This is a genomic window from Marmoricola sp. URHA0025 HA25, from assembly GCF_054059435.1.
This window is the reverse complement of sequence record NZ_JBSSCD010000001.1, coordinates 1,301,578-1,325,598: the sequence shown is the minus strand read 5'-3', so window position 1 is coordinate 1,325,598 and position 24,021 is coordinate 1,301,578. Positions and strand designations below refer to the sequence as shown.

At 70.0% G+C, this 24,021-nt stretch carries 29 protein-coding genes; 13 read left to right on the top strand and 16 right to left on the bottom strand.

The features are described 5' to 3' along the window. The first annotated feature begins 3 nt into the window (after positions 1 to 3). From ACVW00_RS06465 to ACVW00_RS06445, 5 genes are all read left to right on the top strand, one after another. Positions 4 to 882: a hypothetical protein gene (locus ACVW00_RS06465; protein ID WP_457110083.1), complete on the top strand. Its 879-nt coding sequence runs from the start codon at positions 4 to 6 to the stop codon at positions 880 to 882. After that, positions 879 to 2,108 carry a fumarylacetoacetase gene (gene fahA / locus ACVW00_RS06460; protein WP_457110082.1) on the top strand — a complete coding sequence of 410 codons (1,230 nt, stop codon included), beginning with the start codon at positions 879 to 881 and terminating at the stop codon, positions 2,106 to 2,108. The genes ACVW00_RS06465 and fahA overlap by 4 nt, the downstream gene beginning before the upstream one ends. A gap of 74 nt (positions 2,109 to 2,182) precedes the next feature. Beyond that, positions 2,183 to 2,998 carry an ABC transporter substrate-binding protein gene (locus tag ACVW00_RS06455; RefSeq protein WP_457110081.1) on the top strand — a complete coding sequence of 272 codons (816 nt, stop codon included), beginning with the start codon at positions 2,183 to 2,185 and terminating at the stop codon, positions 2,996 to 2,998. Between the two features lie 31 nt (positions 2,999 to 3,029). Next, positions 3,030 to 3,821: an amino acid ABC transporter permease gene (locus ACVW00_RS06450; RefSeq protein WP_457110080.1), complete on the top strand. Its 792-nt coding sequence runs from the start codon at positions 3,030 to 3,032 to the stop codon at positions 3,819 to 3,821. Between the two features lie 5 nt (positions 3,822 to 3,826). After that, positions 3,827 to 4,576 carry an amino acid ABC transporter ATP-binding protein gene (locus ACVW00_RS06445; RefSeq protein ID WP_457110079.1) on the top strand — a complete coding sequence of 250 codons (750 nt, stop codon included), beginning with the start codon at positions 3,827 to 3,829 and terminating at the stop codon, positions 4,574 to 4,576. Between the two features lies 1 nt (position 4,577). Here the strand turns inward: ACVW00_RS06445 and ACVW00_RS06440 are convergent, their stop codons facing one another. Continuing rightward, positions 4,578 to 5,963 (bottom strand): HNH endonuclease, encoded by a 1,386-nt coding sequence (locus ACVW00_RS06440; RefSeq protein WP_457110078.1) that lies wholly within the window; start codon positions 5,961 to 5,963, stop codon positions 4,578 to 4,580. A 169-nt stretch (positions 5,964 to 6,132) separates the two neighbouring features. Continuing rightward, entirely contained in the window at positions 6,133 to 7,047 is a 915-nt protein-coding gene (locus ACVW00_RS06435; RefSeq protein WP_457110077.1) for an AurF N-oxygenase family protein, read from the bottom strand. A 59-nt stretch (positions 7,048 to 7,106) separates the two neighbouring features. On the opposite strand from ACVW00_RS06435, the gene ACVW00_RS06430 reads away from it, so the two are divergent. The 4 genes from ACVW00_RS06430 (at position 7,107) to ACVW00_RS06415 (ending at position 9,128) form a co-directional block, all read left to right on the top strand. After that, on the top strand, positions 7,107 to 7,829 hold the full coding sequence (locus ACVW00_RS06430) for a TetR/AcrR family transcriptional regulator (RefSeq protein WP_457110076.1): 723 nt from the start codon (positions 7,107 to 7,109) through the stop codon (positions 7,827 to 7,829). Beyond that, the gene (locus ACVW00_RS06425; RefSeq protein WP_457110075.1) at positions 7,829 to 8,122 is read left to right on the top strand and encodes a DUF4873 domain-containing protein; all 294 of its coding nucleotides are present in this window, start codon (positions 7,829 to 7,831) and stop codon (positions 8,120 to 8,122) included. The genes ACVW00_RS06430 and ACVW00_RS06425 overlap by 1 nt, the downstream gene beginning before the upstream one ends. A gap of 86 nt (positions 8,123 to 8,208) precedes the next feature. Next, complete coding sequence (locus ACVW00_RS06420) at positions 8,209 to 8,346, top strand: hypothetical protein (RefSeq protein ID WP_457110074.1); 138 nt, start codon at positions 8,209 to 8,211, stop codon at positions 8,344 to 8,346. A gap of 173 nt (positions 8,347 to 8,519) precedes the next feature. Further along, entirely contained in the window at positions 8,520 to 9,128 is a 609-nt protein-coding gene (locus ACVW00_RS06415; RefSeq protein ID WP_457110073.1) for a hypothetical protein, read from the top strand. Between the two features lie 74 nt (positions 9,129 to 9,202). Here ACVW00_RS06415 and ACVW00_RS06410 read toward each other — a convergent pair whose 3' ends face one another. Both ACVW00_RS06410 and ACVW00_RS06405 read right to left on the bottom strand, forming a co-directional pair. Then, positions 9,203 to 10,030, bottom strand: coding sequence for an ABC transporter permease (locus ACVW00_RS06410; RefSeq protein WP_457110072.1), 828 nt, complete (start codon positions 10,028 to 10,030; stop codon positions 9,203 to 9,205). After that, a complete protein-coding gene (locus tag ACVW00_RS06405) occupies positions 10,027 to 11,049 on the bottom strand; it encodes an ATP-binding cassette domain-containing protein (protein WP_457110071.1) in 1,023 nt (340 codons plus the stop codon). Before ACVW00_RS06405 ends, ACVW00_RS06410 begins: the two co-directional genes overlap by 4 nt. Before the next feature lie 62 nt (positions 11,050 to 11,111). Here ACVW00_RS06405 and ACVW00_RS06400 point away from each other — a divergent pair, with 62 nt between their 5' ends. Beyond that, positions 11,112 to 12,092, top strand: coding sequence for a helix-turn-helix transcriptional regulator (locus ACVW00_RS06400; protein WP_457110070.1), 981 nt, complete (start codon positions 11,112 to 11,114; stop codon positions 12,090 to 12,092). Here ACVW00_RS06400 and hppD read toward each other — a convergent pair. Further along, positions 12,037 to 13,278 (bottom strand): 4-hydroxyphenylpyruvate dioxygenase, encoded by a 1,242-nt coding sequence (hppD, locus tag ACVW00_RS06395; protein ID WP_457110069.1) that lies wholly within the window; start codon positions 13,276 to 13,278, stop codon positions 12,037 to 12,039. The genes ACVW00_RS06400 and hppD overlap by 56 nt on opposite strands. Positions 13,279 to 13,359: 81 nt before the next feature. Here hppD and ACVW00_RS06390 point away from each other — a divergent pair, with 81 nt between their 5' ends. Then, positions 13,360 to 13,821, top strand: coding sequence for an Lrp/AsnC family transcriptional regulator (locus ACVW00_RS06390; protein ID WP_457110068.1), 462 nt, complete (start codon positions 13,360 to 13,362; stop codon positions 13,819 to 13,821). Positions 13,822 to 13,958: 137 nt separating this feature from the next. Here ACVW00_RS06390 and ACVW00_RS06385 read toward each other — a convergent pair whose 3' ends face one another. The 5 genes from ACVW00_RS06385 to ACVW00_RS06365 all read right to left on the bottom strand — a co-directional run bounded on the left by ACVW00_RS06385 (position 13,959) and on the right by ACVW00_RS06365 (position 18,298). Next, a complete protein-coding gene (locus ACVW00_RS06385) occupies positions 13,959 to 15,758 on the bottom strand; it encodes a DEAD/DEAH box helicase (protein ID WP_457110067.1) in 1,800 nt (599 codons plus the stop codon). Next, positions 15,755 to 16,777: a zinc metalloprotease gene (locus ACVW00_RS06380; protein ID WP_457110066.1), complete on the bottom strand. Its 1,023-nt coding sequence runs from the start codon at positions 16,775 to 16,777 to the stop codon at positions 15,755 to 15,757. Before ACVW00_RS06380 ends, ACVW00_RS06385 begins: the two co-directional genes overlap by 4 nt. Before the next feature lie 14 nt (positions 16,778 to 16,791). Further along, on the bottom strand, positions 16,792 to 17,061 hold the full coding sequence (locus ACVW00_RS06375) for a DUF3039 domain-containing protein (RefSeq protein ID WP_457110065.1): 270 nt from the start codon (positions 17,059 to 17,061) through the stop codon (positions 16,792 to 16,794). Positions 17,062 to 17,098: 37 nt separating this feature from the next. Continuing rightward, entirely contained in the window at positions 17,099 to 17,650 is a 552-nt protein-coding gene (locus ACVW00_RS06370; RefSeq protein ID WP_457110064.1) for a YqgE/AlgH family protein, read from the bottom strand. A gap of 90 nt (positions 17,651 to 17,740) precedes the next feature. After that, complete coding sequence (locus tag ACVW00_RS06365; RefSeq protein WP_457110063.1) at positions 17,741 to 18,298, bottom strand: hypothetical protein; 558 nt, start codon at positions 18,296 to 18,298, stop codon at positions 17,741 to 17,743. A gap of 129 nt (positions 18,299 to 18,427) precedes the next feature. On the opposite strand from ACVW00_RS06365, the gene ACVW00_RS06360 reads away from it, so the two are divergent. Beyond that, positions 18,428 to 19,153: a TetR/AcrR family transcriptional regulator gene (locus ACVW00_RS06360; RefSeq protein ID WP_457110062.1), complete on the top strand. Its 726-nt coding sequence runs from the start codon at positions 18,428 to 18,430 to the stop codon at positions 19,151 to 19,153. A gap of 31 nt (positions 19,154 to 19,184) precedes the next feature. Here the strand turns inward: ACVW00_RS06360 and ACVW00_RS06355 are convergent, their stop codons facing one another. Together ACVW00_RS06355 and ACVW00_RS06350 are read right to left on the bottom strand one after the other, a co-directional pair. Continuing rightward, positions 19,185 to 20,246 (bottom strand): DUF3048 domain-containing protein, encoded by a 1,062-nt coding sequence (locus ACVW00_RS06355; protein WP_457110061.1) that lies wholly within the window; start codon positions 20,244 to 20,246, stop codon positions 19,185 to 19,187. A 60-nt stretch (positions 20,247 to 20,306) separates the two neighbouring features. After that, a complete protein-coding gene (locus tag ACVW00_RS06350; protein WP_457110060.1) occupies positions 20,307 to 21,062 on the bottom strand; it encodes an SDR family NAD(P)-dependent oxidoreductase in 756 nt (251 codons plus the stop codon). 132 nt (positions 21,063 to 21,194) lie between these two features. Between ACVW00_RS06350 and ACVW00_RS06345 the strand changes: the two genes are divergently transcribed. Beyond that, a complete protein-coding gene (locus ACVW00_RS06345) occupies positions 21,195 to 22,265 on the top strand; it encodes a phosphatase PAP2 family protein (RefSeq protein ID WP_457110059.1) in 1,071 nt (356 codons plus the stop codon). On the opposite strand, the gene ACVW00_RS06340 is transcribed toward ACVW00_RS06345, so the two are convergent. Genes ACVW00_RS06340 through ACVW00_RS06325 form a run of 4 tightly spaced genes read right to left on the bottom strand, consistent with a single transcriptional unit; the run spans position 22,232 to position 23,974 of the window. Then, positions 22,232 to 22,642 (bottom strand): HIT family protein, encoded by a 411-nt coding sequence (locus ACVW00_RS06340; RefSeq protein ID WP_457110058.1) that lies wholly within the window; start codon positions 22,640 to 22,642, stop codon positions 22,232 to 22,234. The two genes, ACVW00_RS06345 and ACVW00_RS06340, sit on opposite strands and share 34 nt — an antisense overlap. Beyond that, complete coding sequence (locus ACVW00_RS06335) at positions 22,642 to 22,902, bottom strand: hypothetical protein (RefSeq protein ID WP_457110057.1); 261 nt, start codon at positions 22,900 to 22,902, stop codon at positions 22,642 to 22,644. The genes ACVW00_RS06340 and ACVW00_RS06335 overlap by 1 nt, the downstream gene beginning before the upstream one ends. Before the next feature lie 28 nt (positions 22,903 to 22,930). Continuing rightward, positions 22,931 to 23,701 carry a GNAT family N-acetyltransferase gene (locus ACVW00_RS06330; RefSeq protein ID WP_457110056.1) on the bottom strand — a complete coding sequence of 257 codons (771 nt, stop codon included), beginning with the start codon at positions 23,699 to 23,701 and terminating at the stop codon, positions 22,931 to 22,933. Between the two features lie 24 nt (positions 23,702 to 23,725). Further along, positions 23,726 to 23,974, bottom strand: coding sequence for a hypothetical protein (locus tag ACVW00_RS06325; protein ID WP_457110055.1), 249 nt, complete (start codon positions 23,972 to 23,974; stop codon positions 23,726 to 23,728). Positions 23,975 to 24,021: the final 47 nt, after the last annotated feature.

Sequence of the window (24,021 nt, the reverse complement as noted above, 5' to 3'; positions counted from 1 at the left end):
ACCGTGATCCCACACTGGCTGACGAACCTCGTCGACGACGCGGCGATCTTCCCTCCGGGCAACCTGCCACTGGACCAGGCCGTAGCCTCCCACCGGGAGCACAGGTCCAGCGAGTACGCCGCGATGGTGGGCAACTTCGTCGTCAGCGACGTCAAGCTGCCCGACCTCATCGACGCGCTCGGCGACGACTCCGCGGGACTTGAGCCGGTCGAGGTCCCGCTCACGATCAACGTGGTCGTCACCGGCGGCGCCGGTGCCATCGAGCCGGCGGTGCGCTGGGCCAGCCGAGCGCCGACCGTCCGGCTCGCCGGGCTCGACTGCGCGCTGCGCGACGAGGACGACCTGGGCCACAACGCGCGCCGGGTGTGCTCGATGCTCGACTCGCTCGAGGAGGAGCTGGCCGACGTGGACGTGTTCGTCGAGCCCCCGCAGGTGACCGACTGGCCGAGCCACGGGTGGCTGCTCGCGGTCGACGAGCTGGCCATGCGAGAGCTGCCGCTGAAGTTCCGCACCGGTGGCGCCACACCGGAGGCGTTCCCGAGCCCGGTCGAGCTGGCTGCGTCGATCGCGGCGGCGCTGGACCGCGAGCTGTCCTTCAAGTGCACGGCCGGCCTGCACCGCGCGGTGCGGCACACCGACCCGGAGACGGGCTTCGCCCATCACGGCTTCCTCAACGTGCTCGCCGCGACGCGAGCGTGCCTCGACGGCGGCAGCACCGAGGACGTGCTCGCCCTGACCGAGCCGGATGCGCTGCTCGACGGGCTCGACGCCGAGACGCTCGAGCGCACCCGGCGGTGGTTCACGGGCTTCGGCAGCTGCAGCATCCTCGAGCCCCACGACGACCTGGTCGAGCTCGGCCTGATCGAGGTCGCCGCCCCATGACCAGCTGGGTGGACGGGGCGTCGGGCTCGGCGTACGACGTGGACAACCTGCCGTACGGCGTGTTCTCGACCGCCGATACTCCTGCCCGGGTGGGGGTCCGCATCGGTGACCAGGTCATGGACGTCGCGGCGGTGGCGGCGTACGGACGCGAGGCGATGGAGCCAGGGGACGGCCCGGACCTGATGCCGTTGTGGCAGCAGCCGTCGCTGAACGCGTTCCTCGCCGCGGGCCGCGAGGTCTGGGACGTCGCTCGCGACTGGCTGGTCGAGGTGCTCACCAACGCCGTCCACGCCGAGAGGGCGGCGCCGCACCTGGTGCCCCTCGGCGAGGTCACCCTGCACCTGCCGTTCGAGGTCGCGGACTACGTCGACTTCTACTGCTCCTTGCAGCACGCCACCAACGTCGGCCGGATCTTCCGTCCCGATGGTGAGGCGCTGCTGCCGAACTGGCGACACCTCCCGGTCGGCTACCACGGCCGGGCGGGCACCGTGGTCGTCTCCGGTACGCCGATCAAGAGGCCGTCCGGCCAGATGGTCTCGACAGGCTCGACCGCCGGGTCGGCGAAACCGTCGTTCGGGCCCAGCCGCCGGCTGGACATCGAGGCCGAGCTCGGGTTCGTCGTCGGCACTGCCACGGAGCTCGGCACATCGGTCCCGACCGCCGGGTTCGCCGACCACGTCTTCGGCGTGACGCCGCTCAACGACTGGTCCGCCCGTGACATCCAGGCCTGGGAGTACGTCCCGCTCGGCCCCTTCCTCGGCAAGTCGTTCGCGACGTCGGTCTCCGCCTGGGTGACGCCGCTCGCGGCGCTCGAGGCCGCGCGGGTGCCGCTGCCCGGACAGGACCCCGAGCCGCTCGAGTACCTCCGGGTGGACCAACCCGCCGGCTACGACATCGCCTTCGAAGTGCTCCTCAACGGCGATGTCGTGAGCCGACCGCCGTACTCCGCGATGTACTGGTCACCGGCCCAGATGCTCGCCCACCTGACCGTCAACGGGGCCACGCTGCGCACCGGCGACCTGTACGCCAGCGGCACCGTGAGCGGCGACGAGCGCGACCAGCGCGGCTCCTTCCTCGAGCTGTCCTGGGGCGGCGCCGAGCCGTTCGGGGTGGGCCGGACGTTCCTCGAGGACGGTGACGAGGTGACGCTGCGGGCGACCGCTCCGGGCACCCTCGGCGGGCGGATCGCGCTGGGCGAGGTGACCGGTCGCATTACGCCGACGTAACGTCTCGGATACGGGACCAAATCGTGACGACGTGACCTGTCTCTCGCCTCCACCGGCGGTCTAGGGTGCTGCGCATGACGACCCCAAGCCTCCTCAAGGCCCTTGCCCTCACGTCCGTGCTCGCGCTGTCCCTGACCGCCTGCGGCAGCTCCGGCAACGGCGACAAGACGGGCTCGAGCGCCTCGGGCCTGAAGCTGATCAAGTCGGGCACCCTCACTGTCTGCTCGGACGTGCCGTACCCGCCGTTCGAGGACTTCGACAAGAGCACGGCCACCGGCTTCAAGGGTTTCGACGTCGACGTCATCTCGAAGGTCGCCGAGGGACTGAAGGTCAAGCTCAAGATCAAGGACTCCTCGTTCGACGCTCTCCAGAGCGGCCAGGCCCTGAACGCGAATCAGTGCGATCTCGTCGCCAGCGCGATGACGATCACCGACGACCGCAAGAAGGCACTCGACTTCAGCGACGGCTACTACGACTCCGAGCAGTCACTTCTCGTCCCCACCGGCTCATCGATCAAGGCGATCGGGGACCTGGACGGGAAGAAGGTCGGGGTGCAGCAGGGCACCACCGGCAAGACGTACGCCCAGGACAACGCCAAGGGCGCGAAGATCGTCACCTTCCCCAGCGACGCCGAGATGTACGCCGCGATCAAGGCCGGTCAGGTCGAGGCACTGCTGCAGGACCTGCCGGTGAACCTCGACCACCAGAAGGATCCGCAGCAGCCGGGCAAGTTCACGGTCGTCGAGACCTACAAGACCGACGAGCAGTACGGCTTCGCCATGAAGAAGGGCAACACGACGCTCGTCGACGCCGTCAACAAGCAGCTGACCGCGATGCACGGCGACGGCAGCTACGACACGATCTACAACAAGTACTTCAAGACCAGCTGATGCCGAGCGACAACCGCGACGGGGTGGGCTCGTGAAGCGCTCCACGAAACGCCGGCTCACCCGTCTCGGGTTGTACGCGCTGCTGGTCGCCGTGCTGGTCGTTCTCGGTCTCGCAGTCGACTGGTCAGCGGTTCGCGCCAACTTCTGGGGCCACGGCCTCTCCGACAACTGGCACGACCTCATCCTCACCGGGGTCGTGAAGACCCTCGAGTACACCGCGATCACGTTCGCGGTCGGACTTGCGTTCGCGATCGTGCTAGCCCTGATGAAGCTGTCTCCCGTCGCGCCGTACCGGTGGCTTGCGACGATCTATGTCGAGCTCTTCCGTGGCCTCCCCGCGATCCTGGTGATCTTCGCCGTCGCGTTCGGGGTACCGATCGCGTTCAGCTGGTCACCGCCCGGCGGCACTGTCGGCGCCGGCCTCCTCGGGCTGATCCTGGTTGCGTCGGCCTACATGGCTGAGACCCTTCGCGCCGGGATCCAGGCCGTGCCGAAGGGCCAGACCGAGGCGGCGAGGTCGCTCGGGATGGGCGGGGGTCACACTCTGTTCTCGATCGTGCTCCCGCAAGCGTTCCGCATCGTCATCCCCCCGATGACCAACGAGTTCGTGCTCCTGCTCAAGGACACGTCTCTTCTGTTCATCCTGGGCGTCGAGGTCGGTCAACGCGAGCTCGCCAGCGTCGCGCGCGACTTCACGAGCAGCGGCCCGACCGCCGGGACGTCCTCGGCACTGACACAAGCAGCCTTGCTCTACCTCATCATCACGCTTCCCCTGACCCGCCTCGTGGCGTGGCTGGAGAAGCGCCAGCAGAGAGCCCGGTGACGACCATGACCGCAGGCAACGCGAGCGTGCGCGCGATCGAGGTGCGGGAGCTGCACAAGTACTTCGGCGACAACGAGGTGCTCAAGGGCATCGACTTCCACGTCGACGCCGGCCAGGTCGTCTGCGTCATCGGGCCCTCCGGGTCGGGCAAGTCGACCCTGCTGCGCTGCGTCAACCGCCTCGAGGAGCCGACGTCGGGCACGATCCTGGTCGAAGGGGTCGACATCTGCGACGAGGAGGCCGACCTCGACAAGGTGAGGTCACGGATCGGGATGGTCTTCCAGTCCTTCAACCTCTTCCCGCACATGACGGTGATGCGCAACCTCTGCATCGCCCAGCAGCGGGTCAAGGGACGCTCGAAGGCGGAGGCGATCGAGATCGCCCGCAAGAACCTCGACAAGGTCGGACTCGCCGAGAAGGAGGACGCCTACCCGGCGCACCTCTCCGGGGGCCAGCAGCAGCGGGTGGCCATCGCCCGGGCGCTCTCGATGGACCCGGACATGATGCTGTTCGACGAGCCGACCAGCGCACTCGACCCGGAGCTCGTCGGCGACGTGCTCGACGTGATGCGCAAGCTCGCCGACGAGGGCATGACGATGATGGTCGTGACCCACGAGATGGGCTTCGCCCGCGAGGTCGGCGACAAGCTGGTGTTCATGGACGGCGGTGTGATCGTCGAGGAGGGCGACCCGCGGACTGTGCTGGGGAACCCGCAGCACGAGCGGACCCAGCAGTTCCTGTCGAAGGTGCTCTAGGTCAGCGGCGGAGCGAGGTTACCCGCTTCGCAAGCAGCCCCTCGATCCGGATCTCGACAGGACTCTTGGCGAACGTCATCGAGGCGGCCACCTTGGACACCCGGGGTCGGAGCGAGCCGGGCGGGTCCGGTGCGTGACCGGAGTAGCTGTGCCCCGTCGGTGTGGTCGTCTGCACCGTGTGTCGGGTGGTCGGGATCCGCGTGGTGCGCCAGCCGGTGGTCTCTTTGGTGTGGTTGCAGGCTTCGCAGAGGCCTTGGCCGTTGATGACGCTGGTCGCGCCACCGTCGGCTGCCCGGGTGACGTGGTCGGCGTGGCGAATGGGCGCGTCGCACCAGGGGGTGCGGCAGGTCTGGTCGCGAGCGACCAGGAGCCGGCGCCGAGGGCGGTCGAAGAGTCGCCGCCGGGAGTCGATGGCCACCAGCTCGCTGCCACTGGGATTGGTGAAGAGTCGGCGGATCCAGGCCCTGTCGGCCGCCCGAGCCAGCGCGCGGGCCAAGCTGGCGGGAAGGGGCCCGTAGCCGTCGAGGTGTGCCGGGGCGTGGTCGCCGGCAAAGAGGGCCTGGTCGGTCATCACCAGGTTGATCTCGACAGAGAGTGCGGTGGCGTGGGATTGACCGGTGATCCGTTCGACGAGCGTGTCGGCCATGATCTGCCCCCGGGATCTCGGGTCACCGGCTGCCTTCTTCCTGTCGGCCTCTTGGGTGAGTGCGGCCTGGCATGCCACGCCTTGCGCGACGGGCAGGAACCCGGTCAGGTAGGTCATCGTGTCCGGGGCGGGGCGCAGCCCGACCCGCCGGTCACCGGTCGCGCCGCGGACCCGGCGCAGGGCCGAGCCGGGGTCGAGGCGGTAGCCGATCGACCGGGCCAGGTTCGCAACCCTCCGGTCCCCCGCGACCGCCAGTTGCCCGCCGAGCTCGCGATCGACCTTGATCCGGTCCACCTTGGACAGCACTGCGGTCTCGCGGGCGACCAGGATGGCTCGCCACTCGCTGATCTCGCCGCGGGTCAGCGCTGCCAACGTGTACGGCAGTTCGTGGACCAGGGCCTTGGCCAGGCCGAGGTGCTGGGTCCCGCGGACCGGGGACTCCCGGCGGGCCAGCGCGATCTCGGCACCGAGCCCGCGACCACGTTGCTCGGCTGGAACGCCGACGCCGGCCTCGGCTGCTGCACGCTTCTCGACCAGGGCCACGGTCAGTCGGGCCTGGGCGGCGGCGAACCCCGACTTGAGCTGCTCCATCAACCCGAGGTGGTCGATGATCTCGGGCTCCGTCAGCTCAGCGCCGTGCTGCGTGGCGAGCCGGTCGAGCAAGTCCCGCAGGTCATCAGAGCTCGGCGCCGCCGGCAGCGGCGCGCCTGTGGTCGCTGCGTCGCCGGTGCCCGAGATCATGGCGACAGTCTATCGAACACATGTTCGAAGGGCAAGCGCTGACGTACGAAGTTGGGTCGCCCGCCGTGGTCCGGCTCCGCCACAGTCACCGGGTCTCGTCTGATCGCTCGCTGACGCTCGCTGCTCGACCACCCCGGTGGTTGAGCCTGTCGAAGCCTCCGGCAGCCGGCTAGGGCAGCAGCATCGAGGCGCGCCAGACCTTGCGGTTGTAGCCGCCGCCGACCATGCCCTGCTCCTCGAGGTAGGGCATCACCTTCTCGCCCATCCAGGCGATCGTCGCCCGGTAGCTCTCGTTGCCGAGCGCCGCGCGCCGGCCCTCTGCGGGATCGATGCCGACGGCGGCGTACACCTGCGGGTGCACGAGCGAGCGCATCATCACGAACGCGGCCTGGGCGGTGACCGTCTGCTGGACGAGCCGCTCGGTGCGGCCCATCCTGGCCACCGACCTCTCCAGCTCCTCGCGCGCGAACGTCACGTGCCGCGCCTCCTCGAGCACGTGGATCCGCGAGACCATCCGGATCAGCGGCTGGATCCGCTCGTCGTTCATCTGCTCGCGCTGCCAGCGGTCGACCGGCTCCTCGCCGATCAGGATCGACGCGTACGCACCGGCGCCGCGCGCGATCAGCGGGAAGAGCTTCGCGAGCCGCCTGATCTGCGGGCGCGGGCCGTACGCCGGCACGCCGTGGTGCCCGATCGCCCGGCCGAACATGGTCGAGTGTCGGCACTCGTCAGCGATCTCGGTGAGCAGGAAGTGCGTGCGCGGATCGGTCGGGTCGCTGCGGTAGACGTCCTTGAGCAGCACCTGCATGAGCACGATCTCGAACCACAGCCCGACGCTCGCCACCGACGCCACCTCGTGCTTGCTCAGCTCGAGCCGCTCCTCCTCGGAGAGCCGGTCCCACAGTCGGGTCCCGTACAACGACATCCGCTCGGGCTGCATGGCCCACAGGCCCGGGACCTCGGGCGCGTCCCAGTCCAGGTCCACGTCCGGGTCGTAGGACTGGCGCGCGGCAGACTTGAGCAGGCGACCCACGGAGCTCCCCGCACTCGCTGCGGGGTGGCGGTCGGGCATGGTGGCAGTCATCGGAGCACCTCCGGCTTTGTGTTACCTCTAGTAACAGTTATTCCGCTAGTCTTGCTCCCATGACACCGCGAGTCAAGGACCTGGCACCCGGCGGCGACGGCCGCAGCACCCGGTGGAGCGAGCACCGCGAGACCCGTCGTACCGAGCTCGTCGCGGCTGCGGTCGCCGCCATCGACGAGCACGGCCCGGCCGCTTCGATCTCCCAGATCGCCGCCTCCGCGGGCGTGAGCAAGCCCGTCCTCTACCGGTACTTCTCCGACAAGGAGGACCTCTACCGCGCGGTGGGCCACTGGGGAGCAGACGAGGTCACCCGGGCACTGCTGCCGGCCCTCGTGCAGCCGGGTCCGATGCGGGACCGGGTCTATGGCGCGTGCGCGGCGTACTTCACGCTGATCGCCGAGCACCCGCAGGTCTTCCTGCTGCTGATCGAGCACCGCAGCACCGACGACCCGCTGGCCGACGGCAAGGAGCAGATCGCGACGAGCCTGGCGAAGCTGATCGGTGACACCCTGCGCCACCTCGGAGTCGATGCCGCGGGAGCCGAGCCGTGGGCGCACGGCGTCGTCGGGATGGGGCTCTCCGTCGGAGAGTGGTGGCTGCGTCGCGACATCATGAGCCGCGAAGCCGCCTCGGACTACCTCGCGGCGTTCATCTGGAACGCCTTCAGCGGCTTCGTCGCCGACCACGGTGTCGGGCTGGACGGAGCCGGCCAGCTGCGGCTCGTGGAGGTCGAGGCTGTCGCACCCCGGCCGGCTCGACGCGCCGGACGGAAGGACGCCTGATGGGCGAGCTCGAGCTGCCGGCCGAGGAGTACGCCGGGACGGCACAGGTTTCGACAGGCTCAACCACCGGGGAAGTACAGGTCGAGGTCGACCTGCGCGGCCACTTCGAGCCGCTGGACGGCCGGTTCCACTGGTACGGCCGCATCGCCGCCAACGAGGAGCTCGCCGAGACGGCGCAATCCGGCGAGACCGTCGTGCTGACCACCCCGCACGGGAGCGCCGAGGGCCGGCTCTCCGACGTTGATCCATGGGGTCGCTTCCGGATCACCGGGACCGGGCGGCCACCGTTCTGACATCTTCGGACGTGTGGGTACTGACCTTCGCCTTCGCGCGGCGTGCCGCTCCGTGACGAACAGCGCCAGGCCGTAGCGTCGGACGCATGCCGTGCGACTACTGCGGGAAGCCGTTCGACCCGATCTCGACGCGCTGGCTCTGCCCGCACTGCCACATGAAGGCGAACTGCTGCGACGGCGCGCCGCTGGCCGAGCGGGTGTGCGAGGCGCCGACCTCCGCCTGAGCCGGGCGCCGCATCGGCTCCCTCGACTCAGTGCGCTTCTCTGCCCGTTCCGACCCTGCGGGTCGGTGTTTCCTCCCAGGTCGCAGGGGTAAGGGCAGACGACCTGGGGAATCCCCCCAGGAGGGGAGGAAATCGAGATGCCACACAATGGTGCAAGGAACAGGCTCGGGATCATGGGGCTCATCGCCGTGGTCCTCGCCCTCAGCATGACGATGTTCGGCGCAGCGGTGACCACCGCGTCCGCCACCCACATCAACCACCACAGGTTGCACGCCTCGGCGGACCACGTCCGGGTGATGTCCTACGTCTTCGGCCACACGGCGTCGGGCAAGAAGGTGCGCGGAGTCTTCATCCCGCGCTCCTTCAGGATGTCCGGCGACAGGGTGATCGCGAGGGGCGTGCTCAAGGGAAAGATCGTGCGTCCCGGCACGGACCGCCACTTCACCAAGAGGCACGTCCGGATCCCGGTCTCATCGGTGGATGGCACGCCGATCACGCCCGAGATGGCGCGCGCGGCCTTCCGGTCGACGGTCGATCCCACCTGCAACGTGCTCAACCTGGTGCTCGGTCCGCTGGACCTGAACATCCTGGGGTTGCGGGTGCACCTGAACCAGGTCGTCCTCGACATCACCGCTCAGTCGGGCTCCGGGCAGCTGCTCGGCAACCTGCTGTGCGCGGTCGCTCACCTGCTCGACCCGGGCAGCACGTTGTCGGGCATCCTGGGCCAGCTGACCACGCTGCTGAACCGGATCCTGGGAGCTCTGGGGACGCTGCGCGCGTGACCCGCTGACGGCACCGTCGGGGCGGCGGGACCCGTGTCCCGTCGCTCCCGACGGCGTCATCAGCGCGGAGCTGCTCAGGACCTCTGCATCGCCCGGATGCCGACCCAGAGCCCGAACGCCGCGACCACCGCGCCGCCGGCGAAGCCCTGGGCGATCACGCCTGCGTGCCACACGCCGGAGAAGAGCTCCCGCTCGGCACCGACGACGTACTTGAGCGGGTTCAGGTGCGAGAGGACGTCCAGCCACCGCGGCGCACCGTCGAGCGGCAGCAGGATCCCCGCCAGCAGCAGCAACGGGAAGATCACCGTCTGCTGGACCGTCCAGAACAGCCACTCGTTCCCGGCGGAGACCAGCGCGAGGGCGAACGACAGGGACGCCACCCCGATGCTGAAGAGGGCGAGGACGGCGACGCCGACCAGGACGCCCAGCGGGTGCAGGTCGAAGCTGAACGGCGTCACCACGGCAAGGATGATCGCCGCCTGCAGCAGCATCGGGACGATCTCCTTCAGCGCTCGCCCCAGGAGGAGCGAGGTCCGGCTCAGCGGCGAGACGAGCAGCCGCTCGTGGGAGCCGGTGGTCATCTCGTCGCCGAGGGCGGCGCCGGTGAACGAGGCACCGAAGAGACAGGTCATCGCGACGATGCCCGGCACGAACCACTGCAGCGCACCGCCGTCGGTCTCCGGCAGGAGCGGCGCGAAGAGACCGAGGAACACCAGCGGTTGGACCATCGCAAACAGCACGGACACCGGCTCGCGCAGCACCGGCCTGAGCTCGCGGGTCATCACGTTCAGCGTGTCCGCCACGATGCCGGCCCTGGTGGACGAGCCTGTCGAGAGCCGCCTGGTGGCAACCTCGGCCGAAACCCGCCCGGTGGTTGAGCCTGTCGAAACCGTCGTGCTCATGCCGCAACCTCTTCCTTGTCGTCACTGTCGCTGATCTGGCTGGACTCGTTCGCCTCGCGGAGGCTCCGCCCGGTGAGCTCGAGGAACACGTCGTCGAGGGTCGGGCGTGCCACCTCGACGCTCGCCGGCGCGTGCCCCGCCACGTATAGCTCGTGGATGATCCGTGACATCGCCTCGTTGCCGTGCGCGATCCGCGCCACGACCTGGGTCCCGTCCCGCTGGACCTCGGCGCCCGGGACGCGCGCGGCTCGCTGCGCGCCTGCGACCGCACCGGCCTCGTCGTCGAAGCCCAGCACGACCCGGTCGCCGAGCCCCGACTTCAGCCGGTACGCCGAGTCGTCCGCGACGACCTCGCCGTGGTCGATCACGATGACCCGCTCGGCCAGGGCGTCGGCCTCCTCGAGGTAGTGCGTGGTCAGCACGATGGTGTTCCCGGTCTCCGCGTGCAGCCGCTGGACCTGGGACTGCAGGTTCGCGCGGTTCTGCGGGTCGAGCCCGGTCGAGGGCTCGTCGAGGAAGAGGACCTCCGGCTGATGCATCAGGCCAAGGGCGATGTCGAGCCGACGACGCTGACCTCCGGAGAGGGTGGACACCTTGCGGTCCACCGCGCCCTCGAGCTGGAGGTCGCTGATCAGCTCCTCGGCGCGGGCCCGTGCCTCCGCCCGCCCCAGGCCGTAGGCACGTCCCTGGCTGACCAGCTCGTCGCGCCCGCGTTGCTGGTGACCGGCCCCGTTGCCCTGCCCGACGTACCCGATCGAGAGGCGGACGTCGGCCTGCTGGCTGACCACGTCGAAGCCCGCGACCCGGGCGGTGCCCGAGGTCGGGGCGAGCAACGTGGTCAGCATCCGCAGCGTGGTCGACTTGCCCGCGCCGTTCGGGCCGAGGAAGGCGACCAGCTCGCCGCGATCGATCTCCAGGTCGAGGCCGCGGACGGCCTCGACCGTGTCCTTGCGCGTCGTGAACGTCCGAGTCAGCGCCTCGGTGACGATCACGGGTCCTGTTGTCCGTTGAGAAGTCATGACGGCAGTCCATCAGCGATTCCGGTCAGTTTATGTCCGCAATGGCGACTAATCTTCAGACCGTGACCACCGGATCGCGGATGCTGGAGCTGCTCTCGCTGCTCCAGACGCATCGCTACTGGGCGGGCGCGGAGCTGGCCGGGCGGCTCGAGGTCTCCGAACGCACCCTCCGCCGCGACATCGAGCGGATCCGCGACCTCGGCTACCCGGTCGACGCGGTCCGCGGGGTCGCCGGCGGCTACCAGCTGCGTGCCGGTGGCACCCTTCCGCCGCTGCTCCTCACCGACGAGGAGGCGGTCGCGATCGCGGTCGGCCTGCGCTCGGCGGCATCCGGCGCCGTCCAGGGTCTCGAGGAGACCGCGGTCCAGTCGCTCACGAAGGTGCTCTCGCTGATGCCGCCCCGGCTGCGCCAGCGGATGGACGCGCTCGCGGCAGAGACGATCCCGGCGCCGATGCGCGGCCCCTCGATCGACGCGACCACGCTGACCACCCTCGCGCAGGGTTGTCGCGACGACGAGGTCCTGGAGTTCGACTACACCGCGCGCGAGGCGGAGACGACGCACCGGCGGGTGGAGCCGCACCGTCTGGTCTCACTCGGACAGCGGTGGTACCTCGTCGCCTTCGACCGCGACCGCGACGACTGGCGCAGCTTCCGGGTCGACCGGATCTCGGATGCCGCGCTCGCCGGCCGTCGCTTCTCGGGCCACGAGCTGCCCGCGGCCGATGCGCTGGAGTTCGTCCGTTCGGGGTTCCAGCAGATCCCGCGCCGGTACGACGTACGCGTGCTGATCCGCGCCTCCAAGGACACCGTCTCGGCCGTGACCGGCCGCTGGGCCGAGCTGACCGAGGTCGACCGCGGCACCCTCATGGAGATGCCGACCGACGACCTCTTCTGGCCGCTGGCCGTGCTGGCGGCGATCGACGCCGAGTTCGAGGTCGAGAGCCCTGCCGAGCTGCGCGAGCAGGTCTCGAAGGTGGGCGCCCGGTTCAGAGGTTCCCGCGCCGCTCCTGCTCGCGCTCGATCGCCTCGAACAGCGCCTTGAAGTTGCCCTTGCCGAAGCCCAGCGAGCCGTGCCGCTCGATCAGCTCGAAGAAGACGGTCGGCCGGTCCCCGAGCGGCTTGGTGAAGATCTGCAGGAGGTAGCCGTCCTCGTCGCGATCGACCAGGATGCCGCGCTTCTGCAGCTCCTCGATCGGCACCCGGACCTGGCCGATGCGGCCACGCAGCTCAGGGTCCTCGTAGTAGGAGTCCGGGGTGTCGAGGAACTCGACGCCGTTGTCGCGCAGCGCATCCACGGTCGCGAGGATGTCGTTGGTCGCCAGCGCCAGGTGCTGCGCGCCGGGGCCGCGGTAGAACTCCAGGTACTCGTCGATCTGCGACCTCTTCTTCGCGATCGCGGGCTCGTTGAGCGGGAACTTCACCCGGTGGTTGCCGTTCGCGACGACCTTGCTCATCAGGGCGGAGTAGTCGGTGGCGATGTCGTCACCGATGAACTCGGCCATGTTGGTGAAGCCCATCACCTGGTTGTAGAACGCCACCCACTGGTCCATCTTGCCGAGCTCGACGTTGCCGACCACGTGGTCCAGGGCCTGGAACAAGCGCTTCGGCTGGCCGGGCTTGCGGGTCATCGCCGAGGACCGCGCGACGAACCCCGGCAGGTGCGGGCCGGCGTACGTCGTACCGGCGATCTCGCGCTGCACGAGCGTGTGCCGGGTCTCGCCGTACGTCGCGATCGCGGCGACACGCACGGTGCCGTGCTCGTCGGCGAGGTCGTGTGGCTCCTCGAGGACGGTCGCCCCGATCTCGCGTGCCCGCGCGATGCACTTGTCGACGTCCGGGACCTCCAGGGCTATGTCGACGACCCCGTCGCCGTGGCGCCGGTGGTGGTCGGCAAGGGGGCTCTCGGGGTCGACGGCGCCCTTGAGCACGAACCTGATCGAGCCGGACCTCAGCACGAACGCCTTGTGGTCGCGGTTGCCGTGCTCGGGACCGGAGTAGGCGACCAGCTCCATGCCCCACGCGGACTGGAAGTAGTGCGCGGCCTGGGTGGCGTTGCCGACGACGAAGACGATCGCGTCCCACCCGGTCACCGGGAAGACGTCGTTGTGCTCGTCGTACTCGACCAGCCCGACGAGCTGCTGGAGCTGCTCGAGGGTCAGGTCGGCCTTGAGCTCTTCGGCGGTCAGCGCGCGGTGGTGAACACCGGTGGTTGAGCTTGTCGAAACCATGGGCCCACCCTGCCCACCACTGACATCTTGTGCAACACTTCAGCGACTCGTTGCGCAGTTTGTACAGTGAGGAGTGCTCTCATGGACGATCTGGATGTCAGATTGATCGAGCTGTTCACCAACGAGCCGCGGATCGCAGCCCTCGAGGCCTCACGGCGGCTGGGCATCGCCCGGGCCACCGTCACCGCGCGGCTCGACCGACTCGAGCGCGGCGGGGTCATCTCCCGCTGGGGTCCGTCCCTCGACCCGGCCGCGCTCGGGTACCCCGTGACGGCGTTCCTCACCCTCGAGATCCGGCAGGGGGCCGGCCACGAGACCGTCGCCGACACGCTGGCCACCATCCCGGAGGTCCTCGAGGCACACACGATCACCGGCGCCGGCGACATGTGGGTCCGCGTGGTCGCCCGCTCCAACGCCGACCTGCAGCGGGTCATTGACACGGTGCTGAAGGACCCGCACATCACCCGGTCGACCACCGTGATCGCGCTGGCGACCCAGGTGCCCTACCGGGTGACCCCGCTCGTGTCGGCCGCCGGTGGTTGAGCCGGTCGCTCCTCACCAGGTCTCGTCTGATCGCTCGCTGGCGCTCGCTGCTCGACCACCTGTGGCCCGGTCCGTCGGTGGTTGAGCCGGTCGAAACCTCCCGGTGGTTGAGCCTGTCGAAACCCGGGCCCTCCGACCTAGGAGCTCTTCCGCGTCGCCCAGTCGCGCAGCTTGTCGATCCGTGCCTGGAGCTGCTGCGCGGTGGCGACCGCGGCCGCCGGACCGCCGCAGTCCTTGCGCAGGGCTGCGTGGGTCACCCCGTGCGGTTGCCCGGTCCGGTGGTGCCAGGCGGCGACCAGCCCGTTGAGCTCCCGGCGCAGGACGGCCAGGCGCTCGTGCGTCGCCGTGCTGTCCCGCAGCTCGTCCGCGTCCCTGTCGCCCTGCTCGGCGTCACGGTCACGCCGCTGCCGCTGCCGGTGCTGGAGCAGGCTGCGCACCTGGTCCGGCTCGAGCAGGCCGGGGATGCCGAGGAAGTCCATCTCCTCCTCGGACCCCACGTGCACCTCGCCGGCGTGGCCGAACTCTGCTCCGTCGTAGAGCACGTGCGCGAACGTCGCCTGCGAGCCGAGCGCCTCGAACCGCATCTCCCCCTCGTCGGCCCCGTCGGCGTCGCCGGCCTGGGCGCGAGCCAGCAACGCGTTCTCGGCAGCGAAGATGTCGCCCTCGTCGCTGACCTTCCTCCCCAGCACGTGGTCGCGCTCGAGCTCGAGCTCGGAGGCGAACCCCAGCAGCGCCGGGTGCGAGGGCAGGAAGATCGACGCCGTCTCGCCGCGCGCGCGAGCCCGGACGAACCGGCCCACCGCCTGGGCGAAGAAGAGCGGCGTCGAGGTGGTGGTCGCGTAGACGCCGACCGCGAGCCTGGGCACGTCGACACCCTCGGAGACCATCCGCACCGCCACCATCCAGCGGCCCTCGCCCTCGGAGAACCGGGCGATCCGCTTCGAGGCCGCCTTCTCGTCGGAGAGCACCACCGTCGGCTTCTCCCCCGCGATCCGGGCGAGGACGGTGGCGTACGCACGGGCCGAGTCCTGGTCGCTGGCGATCACGAGCCCGCCGGCGTCGGGGACGTTCTTGCGGACCTCGGAGAGCCGCCGGTCCGCGGCCTCCATCACCGCACCGATCCAGGAGCCACTCGGATCGAGCGCCGTGCGCAGCGCCTGTGCGGCAAGGTCCTTGGTGAGCGGCTCACCTAGCCGCGCGGACACCTCGTCGCCTGCCCGGGTGCGCCACTGCAGGTCACCGCCGTACGCCCAGAACAGCACCGGCCGGACCACGTGGTCGCCCAGGGCGTGGCCGTAGCCGTAGGTGAAGTCCGGGACGCACCGCAGCACGCCCGGGCCCGCATCCGGGTCGGGGGCGTAGGTGACGAACGGGATCGGGTTGATGTCGGAGCGGAACGGCGTACCGGTCAGCGCGAGGCGTCGCCGGGCAGGCTCGAAGGCCTCGCGGACCGCGTCGCCCCAGGACAGCGCATCGCCCGCGTGGTGGATCTCGTCGAGGATCACCAGCGTGTTGAACCGCTCGGTCCGGACCCGGTGCGCCAGCGGGTTGCTCGCGACACCGGCGTAGGTGAGCGCGATGCCGACGAAGTCCTTGCTGGTGCGCCCCCGGCCACCGGAGTACGCCGGGTCGAGCGGGATGCCGACCCGCGCGGCGGCGTCGGCCCACTGCGTCTTGAGGTGCTCCGTCGGCGCCACGACGGTGATCCGGTCGACGACGCGGCGGGAGAGCAGCTCGGCGGCGATCGTCAGAGCGAACGTCGTCTTGCCGGCGCCCGGCGTCGCGACCGCGAGGTAGTCGCGTGGATCCTTCTCGAAGTACCGCCCGATCGCGTCGGCCTGCCACGCACGCAGGCTCGGAGCCGTCCCCCAGGCCGCACGCGCGGGATAGGCCGGTGGAAGCTCGATCTGGGGCGGCTCGTGACCGCCCGAGGTCAACGCCCGTACCTGAACGCCATGAACAGCGCGATCATCCGCTCCCGTTGACCCGGCGTGAAGTGGTTCATGCAGAAGTCGTAGGAGTAGTCCATGAAGTTGTGGATCGGGTCCACGTTGGTCGGTCCGTCATCGACCGGAACGAGGGTGTTCGTCACCGGATCCAGCACCACCGGACACGTGTTGCGACCTTCGACGCACTGGTAGCTCGGGGTCGCCTCCGCAGGAGTGTCCCCGACGCCGTCGCCGTCGTTGCAGCCACCCTCGAACGTGTGCAGCAGGCCCATCCAGTGGCCGGTCTCGTGGATCACGGTGTCGCCGAGGTTGTACCCCGCAGCCTTGCCGCCGGGCAGGCTGACCTCACTGATCGTCACGCCGTCGAGCGGCTTGTGCGCCCGTCGCTGCCAGGGGAAGAGGGAGAAGCCCAGCAGCAGCTGGCCACCGGACTTCGGCCGGTTCACGTAGATGTTCAGGGTGTGCGCGGTGCCGCGGTGGAGCCGCTTCTTCATCTGCCGGTCGGCGCGGCTGAACGGCGCGGCGTGGAACCACTTCTCGTTGCGGGTGATCGTGATCTTCTTCAGCTTGAAGTTGACGCCGGTGGGCGCCATCGCGGAGTTCTGGACGCCCGCGAAGCCCGCCTTCAGCGTGTAGAACATCCGGCGCGCCCGGTGCTTGTTGATCCGGCGCTCGCCGTGGCGGCTGCCGTGGATCACGTGGATGAGCACCGGCACCCGGACGTGCGCAGGCAGCGCACTGGTGCGGGCCGACGACCCGTGGGTCACGGACGCGACCACGCGGTCGACCCTGGCCCGGGTCGCACGACTGACCTGCGTCGTGTCGGCACCCTCGCGCCACGACGTGGCCCGTTGGGCCGGCAGGCGGCACGCGGCGGACCTGGCTGCGGCCGCCTGCGTCGTCGCCTGTGCCGGAGCCGCAGCGAGAGCGCCGGAACCGGCGAGCGCGGCGATGGTCAGGGCAGCCGACAACCTCCGGAGGGTGCTCGCCGGCAGGAGCCGGGGCACCGGAAGATCATGCTTCACTCGTCGTCGCCTTTGCGCATGCTCTCCCAGATCTCCTTGCACTCGGGGCAGACCGGGTACTTCTCCGGATCCCTGCTGGGGACCCATACCTTGCCACACAACGCGATGACCGGAGTGCCGTTGACCATGGCCTCCATGAGCTTGTCCTTGGGGACGTAGTGCGAGAGCCGCTCGTGGTCTCCGTCATCGGTGGTGCGGAGGTCCTGCTCGACGCGCTCGTCCTCCAGGACGCCAGTCCCGAAACCCGGTGTCCGCTGAGAAGACATCTCGGCATCCTAACGCGTCGGCGGTCGGCGCCCGGCCTCAGTTCAGGCCCGGTTCGGCGGGCATCGTGGCCAGCATCGCGAGCTGCCCGCCCTGCCGTCGCAGCACCGTCGCCCAGAGCCGGTCGGGGTTGCCGAGGAACGGATCCAGGGGCTCCGCCGGTACGACGTACCAGGCGCCCTCCTCGATCTCTGCCTCCAGCTGGCCCGACCCCCAGCCGGCGTACCCGGCGAAGATCCGCACCGCCGACAGCGCGCTGGACAGGATCTCGACCGGTGCGTCCAGGTCGAGGAGGCCGGTGGATCCGTACACGCGCCGCCAGCCCACCGGGTCGTCGTCGGCGGCGATCGTGGCGACGGCCAGCGCGGCATCGGTCTCGACCGGCCCGCCCTGGAAGAGCACGCTCGGGCGGGCGACCAGGTCGGCCCACGGCTCCAGCACGTCGGCGACGTCGAGCTCGGTCGGCCGGTTGAGCACCACCCCGAGGGCGCCCGACTCACCGGTGTCCAGCAGCAGCACGATCGTCCGGGCGAAGTTCGGGTCGGCCATCGTGGGCGCGGCGATCAGCAGACTCCCGGTCGCCGGCTCCATCTCCCCATGGTGTCACGCACCTGCGCGTGCGGACATGACGATCCCCGGGCCGAGGGTGGCAGGGCCCGGGGATCGTCTGTGGGAGGGGGATCAGGCGGCGAGAACCGCCTTGATCCGTTCGACCAGGGAGGGAGTGTCCCCGTCGAGGCTCGTGTCCGTCGTCGCGGTCGCCATCAGGGCGTCGGCCGACTGCTCGGCAGCGGCCGTGCGTGCCCTGAGCTCGACCTGCCGGCCGGCGCGCGCGGCCGCAGGGCCCTCGTCGTTGGCCAGGCCCGCGGCGGCAGCCAGCCGGCACCACTCCTTCTCGGTGGCCCGGTTGAGGGCCGCGGCCATCTCGGGGTCGGTGGGCGACTCGACGTACCGGTCCAGGATCGCGCGCAGCCCCGGGAGCTGCTCGCTCGTCTGTCGCCAGGCGGAGGCCACCGCGGCCTCGAGGTCCATCGGCTGCGTCGTCAACGCGCGCTCGATGTTGCCCGAGAGCCGGGCGTTCCACTTCAGCCAGAGGGCTGCGACCAGGTCGAGCTCGTCGCGGAAGGTCTCGTGCACGCCCGGGAGCTCCATCGGGAGCACCCCGTCGCGCCGGTCATCTGCGGTCTCGACCACGGCGCGGAGGATCTCTCCACGGTGATGGAAGGTGTTCCAGGTCATGGTCCACGTCCTTTCGGGTTTCACATACCGCGAGTACGTACCCAAGGTACGGAGCCGGACTCGCGGTATGCAAACGATTACCGGGTGACGCTGCGCACACATACCGCCGGTCGGTCATAGACTGCCCGAATGTCGAGTCGCTCCCACGCCGAGAAGATCCGCGGAGCGATCCCCAAGGTCCCGGGAGTCTCCCGGCGCCAGCAGTACTCCGAGTCCACGAAGCGGGCCCTGGTCGACGTCGCGCAGCGGCTCTTCACCGAGCAGGGGTACGCCGCGACCAGCCTGGACCAGATCGTCGCCGGCGCCCGGGTCACCAAGGGCGCGCTCTACCACCACTTCAGCGGCAAGCAGGCCGTCTTCGAGGCGGTCTTCGAGAAGGTGGAGACCGACGCGTCCGCCCGGATCCGCAAGTCGCTGAAGGGCTCGAAGGACCCGTGGGAGAAGGCGCTGATCGGCCTGCGTGCCTTCCTCGAGATCGTCCAGGGCCCGGCGTACCAGCGCGTCGTCATCCAGGAGGGCCCCGCGATCCTCGGCTACGAGCGCTTCCGCCAGCAGGAGGAGCGGTCCAGCTACGGCCTGGTGCAGGACATCGTCCGCAACGTCCTGGCCGACTCCCCCTACGACCTGAGCGACGAGATGCTCGAGACGTTCAGCCGGATCTTCTTCGGCGCGATGTCGGCGGCCGGCGAGACCGTGAGCTCGTCGGCCGATCCGAAGATCGCGGTCGCGCAGGTGGAGACGGCGATCGCCTTCATCCTCAGCGGGCTGCGCGCGCTGGCCGACAACGGCGTCGAGCTGCCTGATCCACGCGACCTACTCTCGGCCGAGCCCGAGGACGACGCCCCCGTCGGCTGAGCCTGCCGAGGCCTGAGCCAGTCGGCGCCCGTCAGTGCGTGATCCGCACCGATCCGCCGGCCTTGTTGTTCGGCAGCAGCTCCAGCCACACGTGGCCGGCCGGAATCTTCAGCGACCCTGCCGCCGTGGTCAGCACCAAGGGGCTGTCGCGCTTCTCCTTCGACCACGAGCCGCGGGTCACCTGACCGTTGTGGAAGAGCATCAGCTGGCCCTTGCCGAAGAAGAGCGCCTCCGGGACGGGGTTGCCGGCGGGGTCGCGGTAGCCCGCGTCACCCTCGCGCACCCGCAGCACGAGCACCGAGTCGGGCTTGAACTGGTCGTTCTGGCCCGCATGGGAGTTGGTGTTGACGTACTTCTTCGACGCGGCGTCGAAGCGCCACGTCGTGGTGCTCGACCGGCTGAACTGCACGCTCATCCCGCTGGCCGCCTGGCCACCGGCGAAGTCGGTCTCCTGGCCCCAGGGCAGGTAGTTCGCGGGCACGACGGGCTTGGTCTTCAGGCTCTTCGCGAGCTTGGGCAGGTCGACGAAGACGCTGTGCAGGTAGTCGTGCTGGCCGTCGGGGGCGCGCACGACGCCCGGAGCGCCCATCGTGTAGTAGCGGACGTGCGCGGCGTTGAGGCGCGCCACCGTCGGCGGCGCCATCCCGCTCGCGATCAGGGCGGCGTGCGTCGGGGTGACCACGCCGATGTCCGATGCCCGCGCCGACCGGACCGGACCGGCCTTGGTCGGCAGCTGGGAGTAGAACATCGCAGCGAGCCGCGTGATGCCGCCCTCGACCAGCTCCTCGACGACCATGTCGGCCTTGCTGAGCCCGATCTGGGGCTCGCTGGCCTCGCTGTTGTCGATCTTGACGACCATCACCGGGTTGTCCGGCGTCTGCTCAGGCGCCGGCAGGCCGGTCAGCGGCCACACCGCGGCGAGCTGGGTGCCTCCCGCAGTCGGCTGCGACGTGGGCCGGTCGGCGCTTGCCTTCTTCTGCTCGCTCTTGCCACCGCAGCCGGCGAGCACGAGGCTCGCGATCACGGCGAGCACGACGAACGCCTGGAGGCGTACGCCGCGGCGGGTGAACGGGACGGCGGGACGAGCATTCATGCCGCACAGCATGCCTGAGGGGTCCTGGCATTCCTGACAGGACCCCCCGTGTCCGACAGGTCAGATCTTGCCGCCACCGTCGACGTACAGCGTCTGGCCGGTGATGTACGACGCCTCGTCGCTGCACAGGAACGCGGCGGCGGCCGCGATGTCCTCGGGATAGCCGACCCGCTTCACCGGGTTCGCGTCGGCGTTGAGCTTGCGGAACTCGTCGACGTCCATCTTGAGCCGGCGCGCGGTCTCGTCGGTCATCTCGGTGGCGATGAACCCCGGAGCGATCGCATTGACGTTCACGCCGAACGGGCCGAGCTCGAGGGCGAGCGTGCGGGTGAAGCCCTGGACACCGGCCTTGGCGGCCGAGTAGTTGGCCTGCCCGCGGTTGCCGAGCGCGGAGATGCTCGAGAGGTTGAGGATCTTGCCGTACTTCTGCTCCACGAAGGTCCTCTGCGCGGCCTTGCTCATCAGGAAGGCGCCCTTGAGGTGCACGTTCATCACCGAGTCCCAGTCCTCCTCGGTGAGCTTGAACAGCAGGTTGTCGCGGGTGATGCCGGCGTTGTTGACCAGGACGTGCAGGCCGCCGAGCTCCTCGACGACCCGGGTCACCGCTGCGTCGACCGAAGCGCCGTCCGCGACGTTGCAGCCGACGCCGATGGCCTTGTCGGCGCCGAGGCCGGCCGCGGTCTCCTGGGCCTGCTCCTCGTTGATGTCGAGCACGGCGACGGCAGCGCCCTCTTCGGCGAACCTCTTGGCGGTGCCCGCGCCGATGCCGCGCGCCGCCCCGGTGATGATCGCGACCCGTCCGTCGAATCGACCCATGACTGCTCCTCTTCCGCTTGCCTCGAAACCTCTGTCCGGCAGACAGCAGGGGCCACTCTAGGGCGCGCGGGGAGCGCCTCGACGAGCCGCCTGCGCTGTGAGCGGTCCGCTCGCGCGGTTAGGCTGCACGGCGTGGGTAGAGCCAACTTCAAGTTCGCGGGACTGTGTGCTCTCGCACTCACGTTGGCCATGGTGCTGGTGGCCTGGATGGAGGACCTGCCCATCCGCGACCCCGACGGCGTGGTGGTGCCGACCTACGTCCGGCTGCCGATCATCCTGCTGATCGCCTGGCTCCTCGACGTGCTGCCGCGAGCGGTGGCACGTGCGGGCCGGCGGGTCACCTCGCTGCCCCTCCAGTTCCGGGCCGTGGTCCGTGAGCGCTGGGACCGGACCCACGTCGTCTTCGCCGTCTCCGGGCTGGGCGCGTGGTACGTCTGCTACGCGGCGTTCCGCAACCTGAAGAGCTACGTCCCGTTCGTCCACGAGCACACCTTCGACAAGGGGTTCCACCGCCTCGACCGCGCACTGTGGCTCGGTCACGACCCGGCCAACGTGCTGCACTCGCTGTTCGGTACGACGTGGGCGGCGGAGTTCTTCTCGGCCGTGTACGTGATCTGGATCGTGCTGATCCCCGTGACCCTGGCGATCGCGCTGGTCTGGACGCGTCATCCGGCCGCCGGGTCCTGGTTCGTCACGGCCGTCGCGGTGGACTGGGTGCTCGGCGTGGCGACCTACTTCGCACTGCCCACGCTCGGACCGATCTACTCCTCGGCGCACGACTTCACCGGCCTGCGGCACACCTACGCGACCACGCTGGAGGAGAACCTCCTCCGCGACCGGCACCAGGTGCTCGCCGACCCGCGCGCCACCGATGCGGTGCAGACGATCGCCGCCTTCCCCTCCCTCCACGTCGGCCTGATGGTCACGGTCTGCCTCTTCGTGACGCTGGCCGGCATGGCCCGCTGGATCCGGGCCACCGCATGGGTCTTCCTGGTCCTGACGGTGCTCTCCACGATCTACCTGGGCTGGCACTTCTCGCTCGACGCGGTGGGTGGCGCGGTCCTGGGAGCCGTGGCCGTGTGGGTCGCTGCGATCGGCACGGGCAACCACGTCGGCGGCAGGCCACGGCTGGTCGACCGCGACAGCGACGAAGCTCCTGCGGCGACCGATCAGTCCAGCGCGCCGGCCAGCCGCTCGGCGTAGGCCGCCGCCTCGGCGTCGTCGGCGTACCTGGTCCGCGGCCAGAAGAAGCCGCGCAGCCCGTCGCCCTTCGTCCGCGGCACCACGTGGCAGTGCAGGTGGGGCACCGACTGGGACACCGTGTTGTTCATCGCCACGAACGAGCCCTGCGCCCCCAGCCCCTCGACCATCGCCGTCGCGAGCCGCTGCGCGCGCTCGAGGAACCCGTCGCGGAGCCGCGCGGGGAGGTCGGGAAGGGTGACGACGTGCTCACGCGGGACCAGCAGCGTGTGGCCCTTGAACACGGGCCGGCTGTCGAGGAATGCCGCGAAGTCGTCGTCGACCAGCACGCGCTGGGCCGGCACCTTGCCCGACGCGATGTCGCAGAACAGGCAGGACATCAGTCCTCGCCGCGACGGACCTGCACGTCCACGCCGACGAGCAGCACGAGCGCGACGAGCACGGCGGCCGTGAACCCGCCGCCGTCCAGGTGGTCGATCGACTGGCCCTTCACGATGTTCCAGCCCAGCCCGCCGATCGCCCCGCCGACGAGCCCGAAGACGAGCAGGGTGGGCAGCCTGGGGCGGCCCGGGCCGTGCCGGACGAACCAGACCAGCCCGGCGACGATCACGCCGGCGAGGAGGTACGCGAACAGGCCCACGCGGACAGATTAGTGGAACAGGTTCTCGTCAGTCCTCCCGGACGAACAGCGTGGCGGGACTGACCGGCACGAAGCCGAGCCGCAGGTAGATCGAGAGGCCCAGCGCGCTCGAGTCGAGACACGCCTGTCGTGCACCTGCCTGCGCGGCGACGCGCAGCGCGGCCGCCGTCATCGCGGTCCCGACGCCGCGCCCACGCCAGTCGGGGTCGGTGTTGACGAAGTACACCGACGCCGTGCCGTCGAAGATCCCGGCGGCGGCGGTGGCGCGCACGACACCGTCCGGGTCGACGGCCGCCAGGTAGCGGGCGTTCGGTGCCGCCCGGAGGTAGGCGACGAACCCGTCGAGGTGGTCGAGCGGGCCAGCCGTGGGATCGGAGCGAAGGGCTGCAAGGGCCGCGTCCTCGATGGGGACACCGGCAGACCCGGGCGAGAGCGCGACGGGCTGCACCCGGAGCCCGTCGGCGAGCTCCGTCTCGGGGATCTCGGCGAGGTCGGCGTGGACCATCGCGGTGCACGACGACGACCGGTAGAGCCCCGTCGCGGACAGCAGACCGTGGGCCGTCCCGGCCGCGGCGAACACGTTCACGACGCGGGCAGACAGGTCCGGGAGGCGGTCCCGCAGCACCGGGAACGCGCGGTCATCGGTGACGAGCACGCGGCCGTCGAGCGCCTGGGCACTGGTCCCGAGCAGCGCGACGATGCCCGGCCGGTCGACCAGCTCCTGACCGGGCTTCCTCATCGCGGCCACCCGGGCACGGAACCCGCGCACGAAGTCGTCGATCGCGCCGGCGTCCGCCATGGCGGCAGCCTAGGTGGGGGTCGGTCAGGAAGCGCGGTGCAGGCCGTGGCGCAGCTGGTTGCGCAGGACGACCTCGCGGATCTGCTGGATGGCCGCGTCGTCCTGGCCGCGGAGCGAGCCGAGCAGGTCGTTGACGTCGGAGGCGGTCGTGTAGGTGGCCAGCTCCCGCTCGAGGGTGCGCCGGGTTGCGCGCACCTGACGGCGATCGCGGAGCTCGTCACGGACCGTGGCCACCAGCTGGGTGGAGGGCCGAAGGAGGGAGATCTTGTTCATGTCTCCAGTGTCCCGATCGAGAACCGATGCGTCCAATGGTTCAAGTG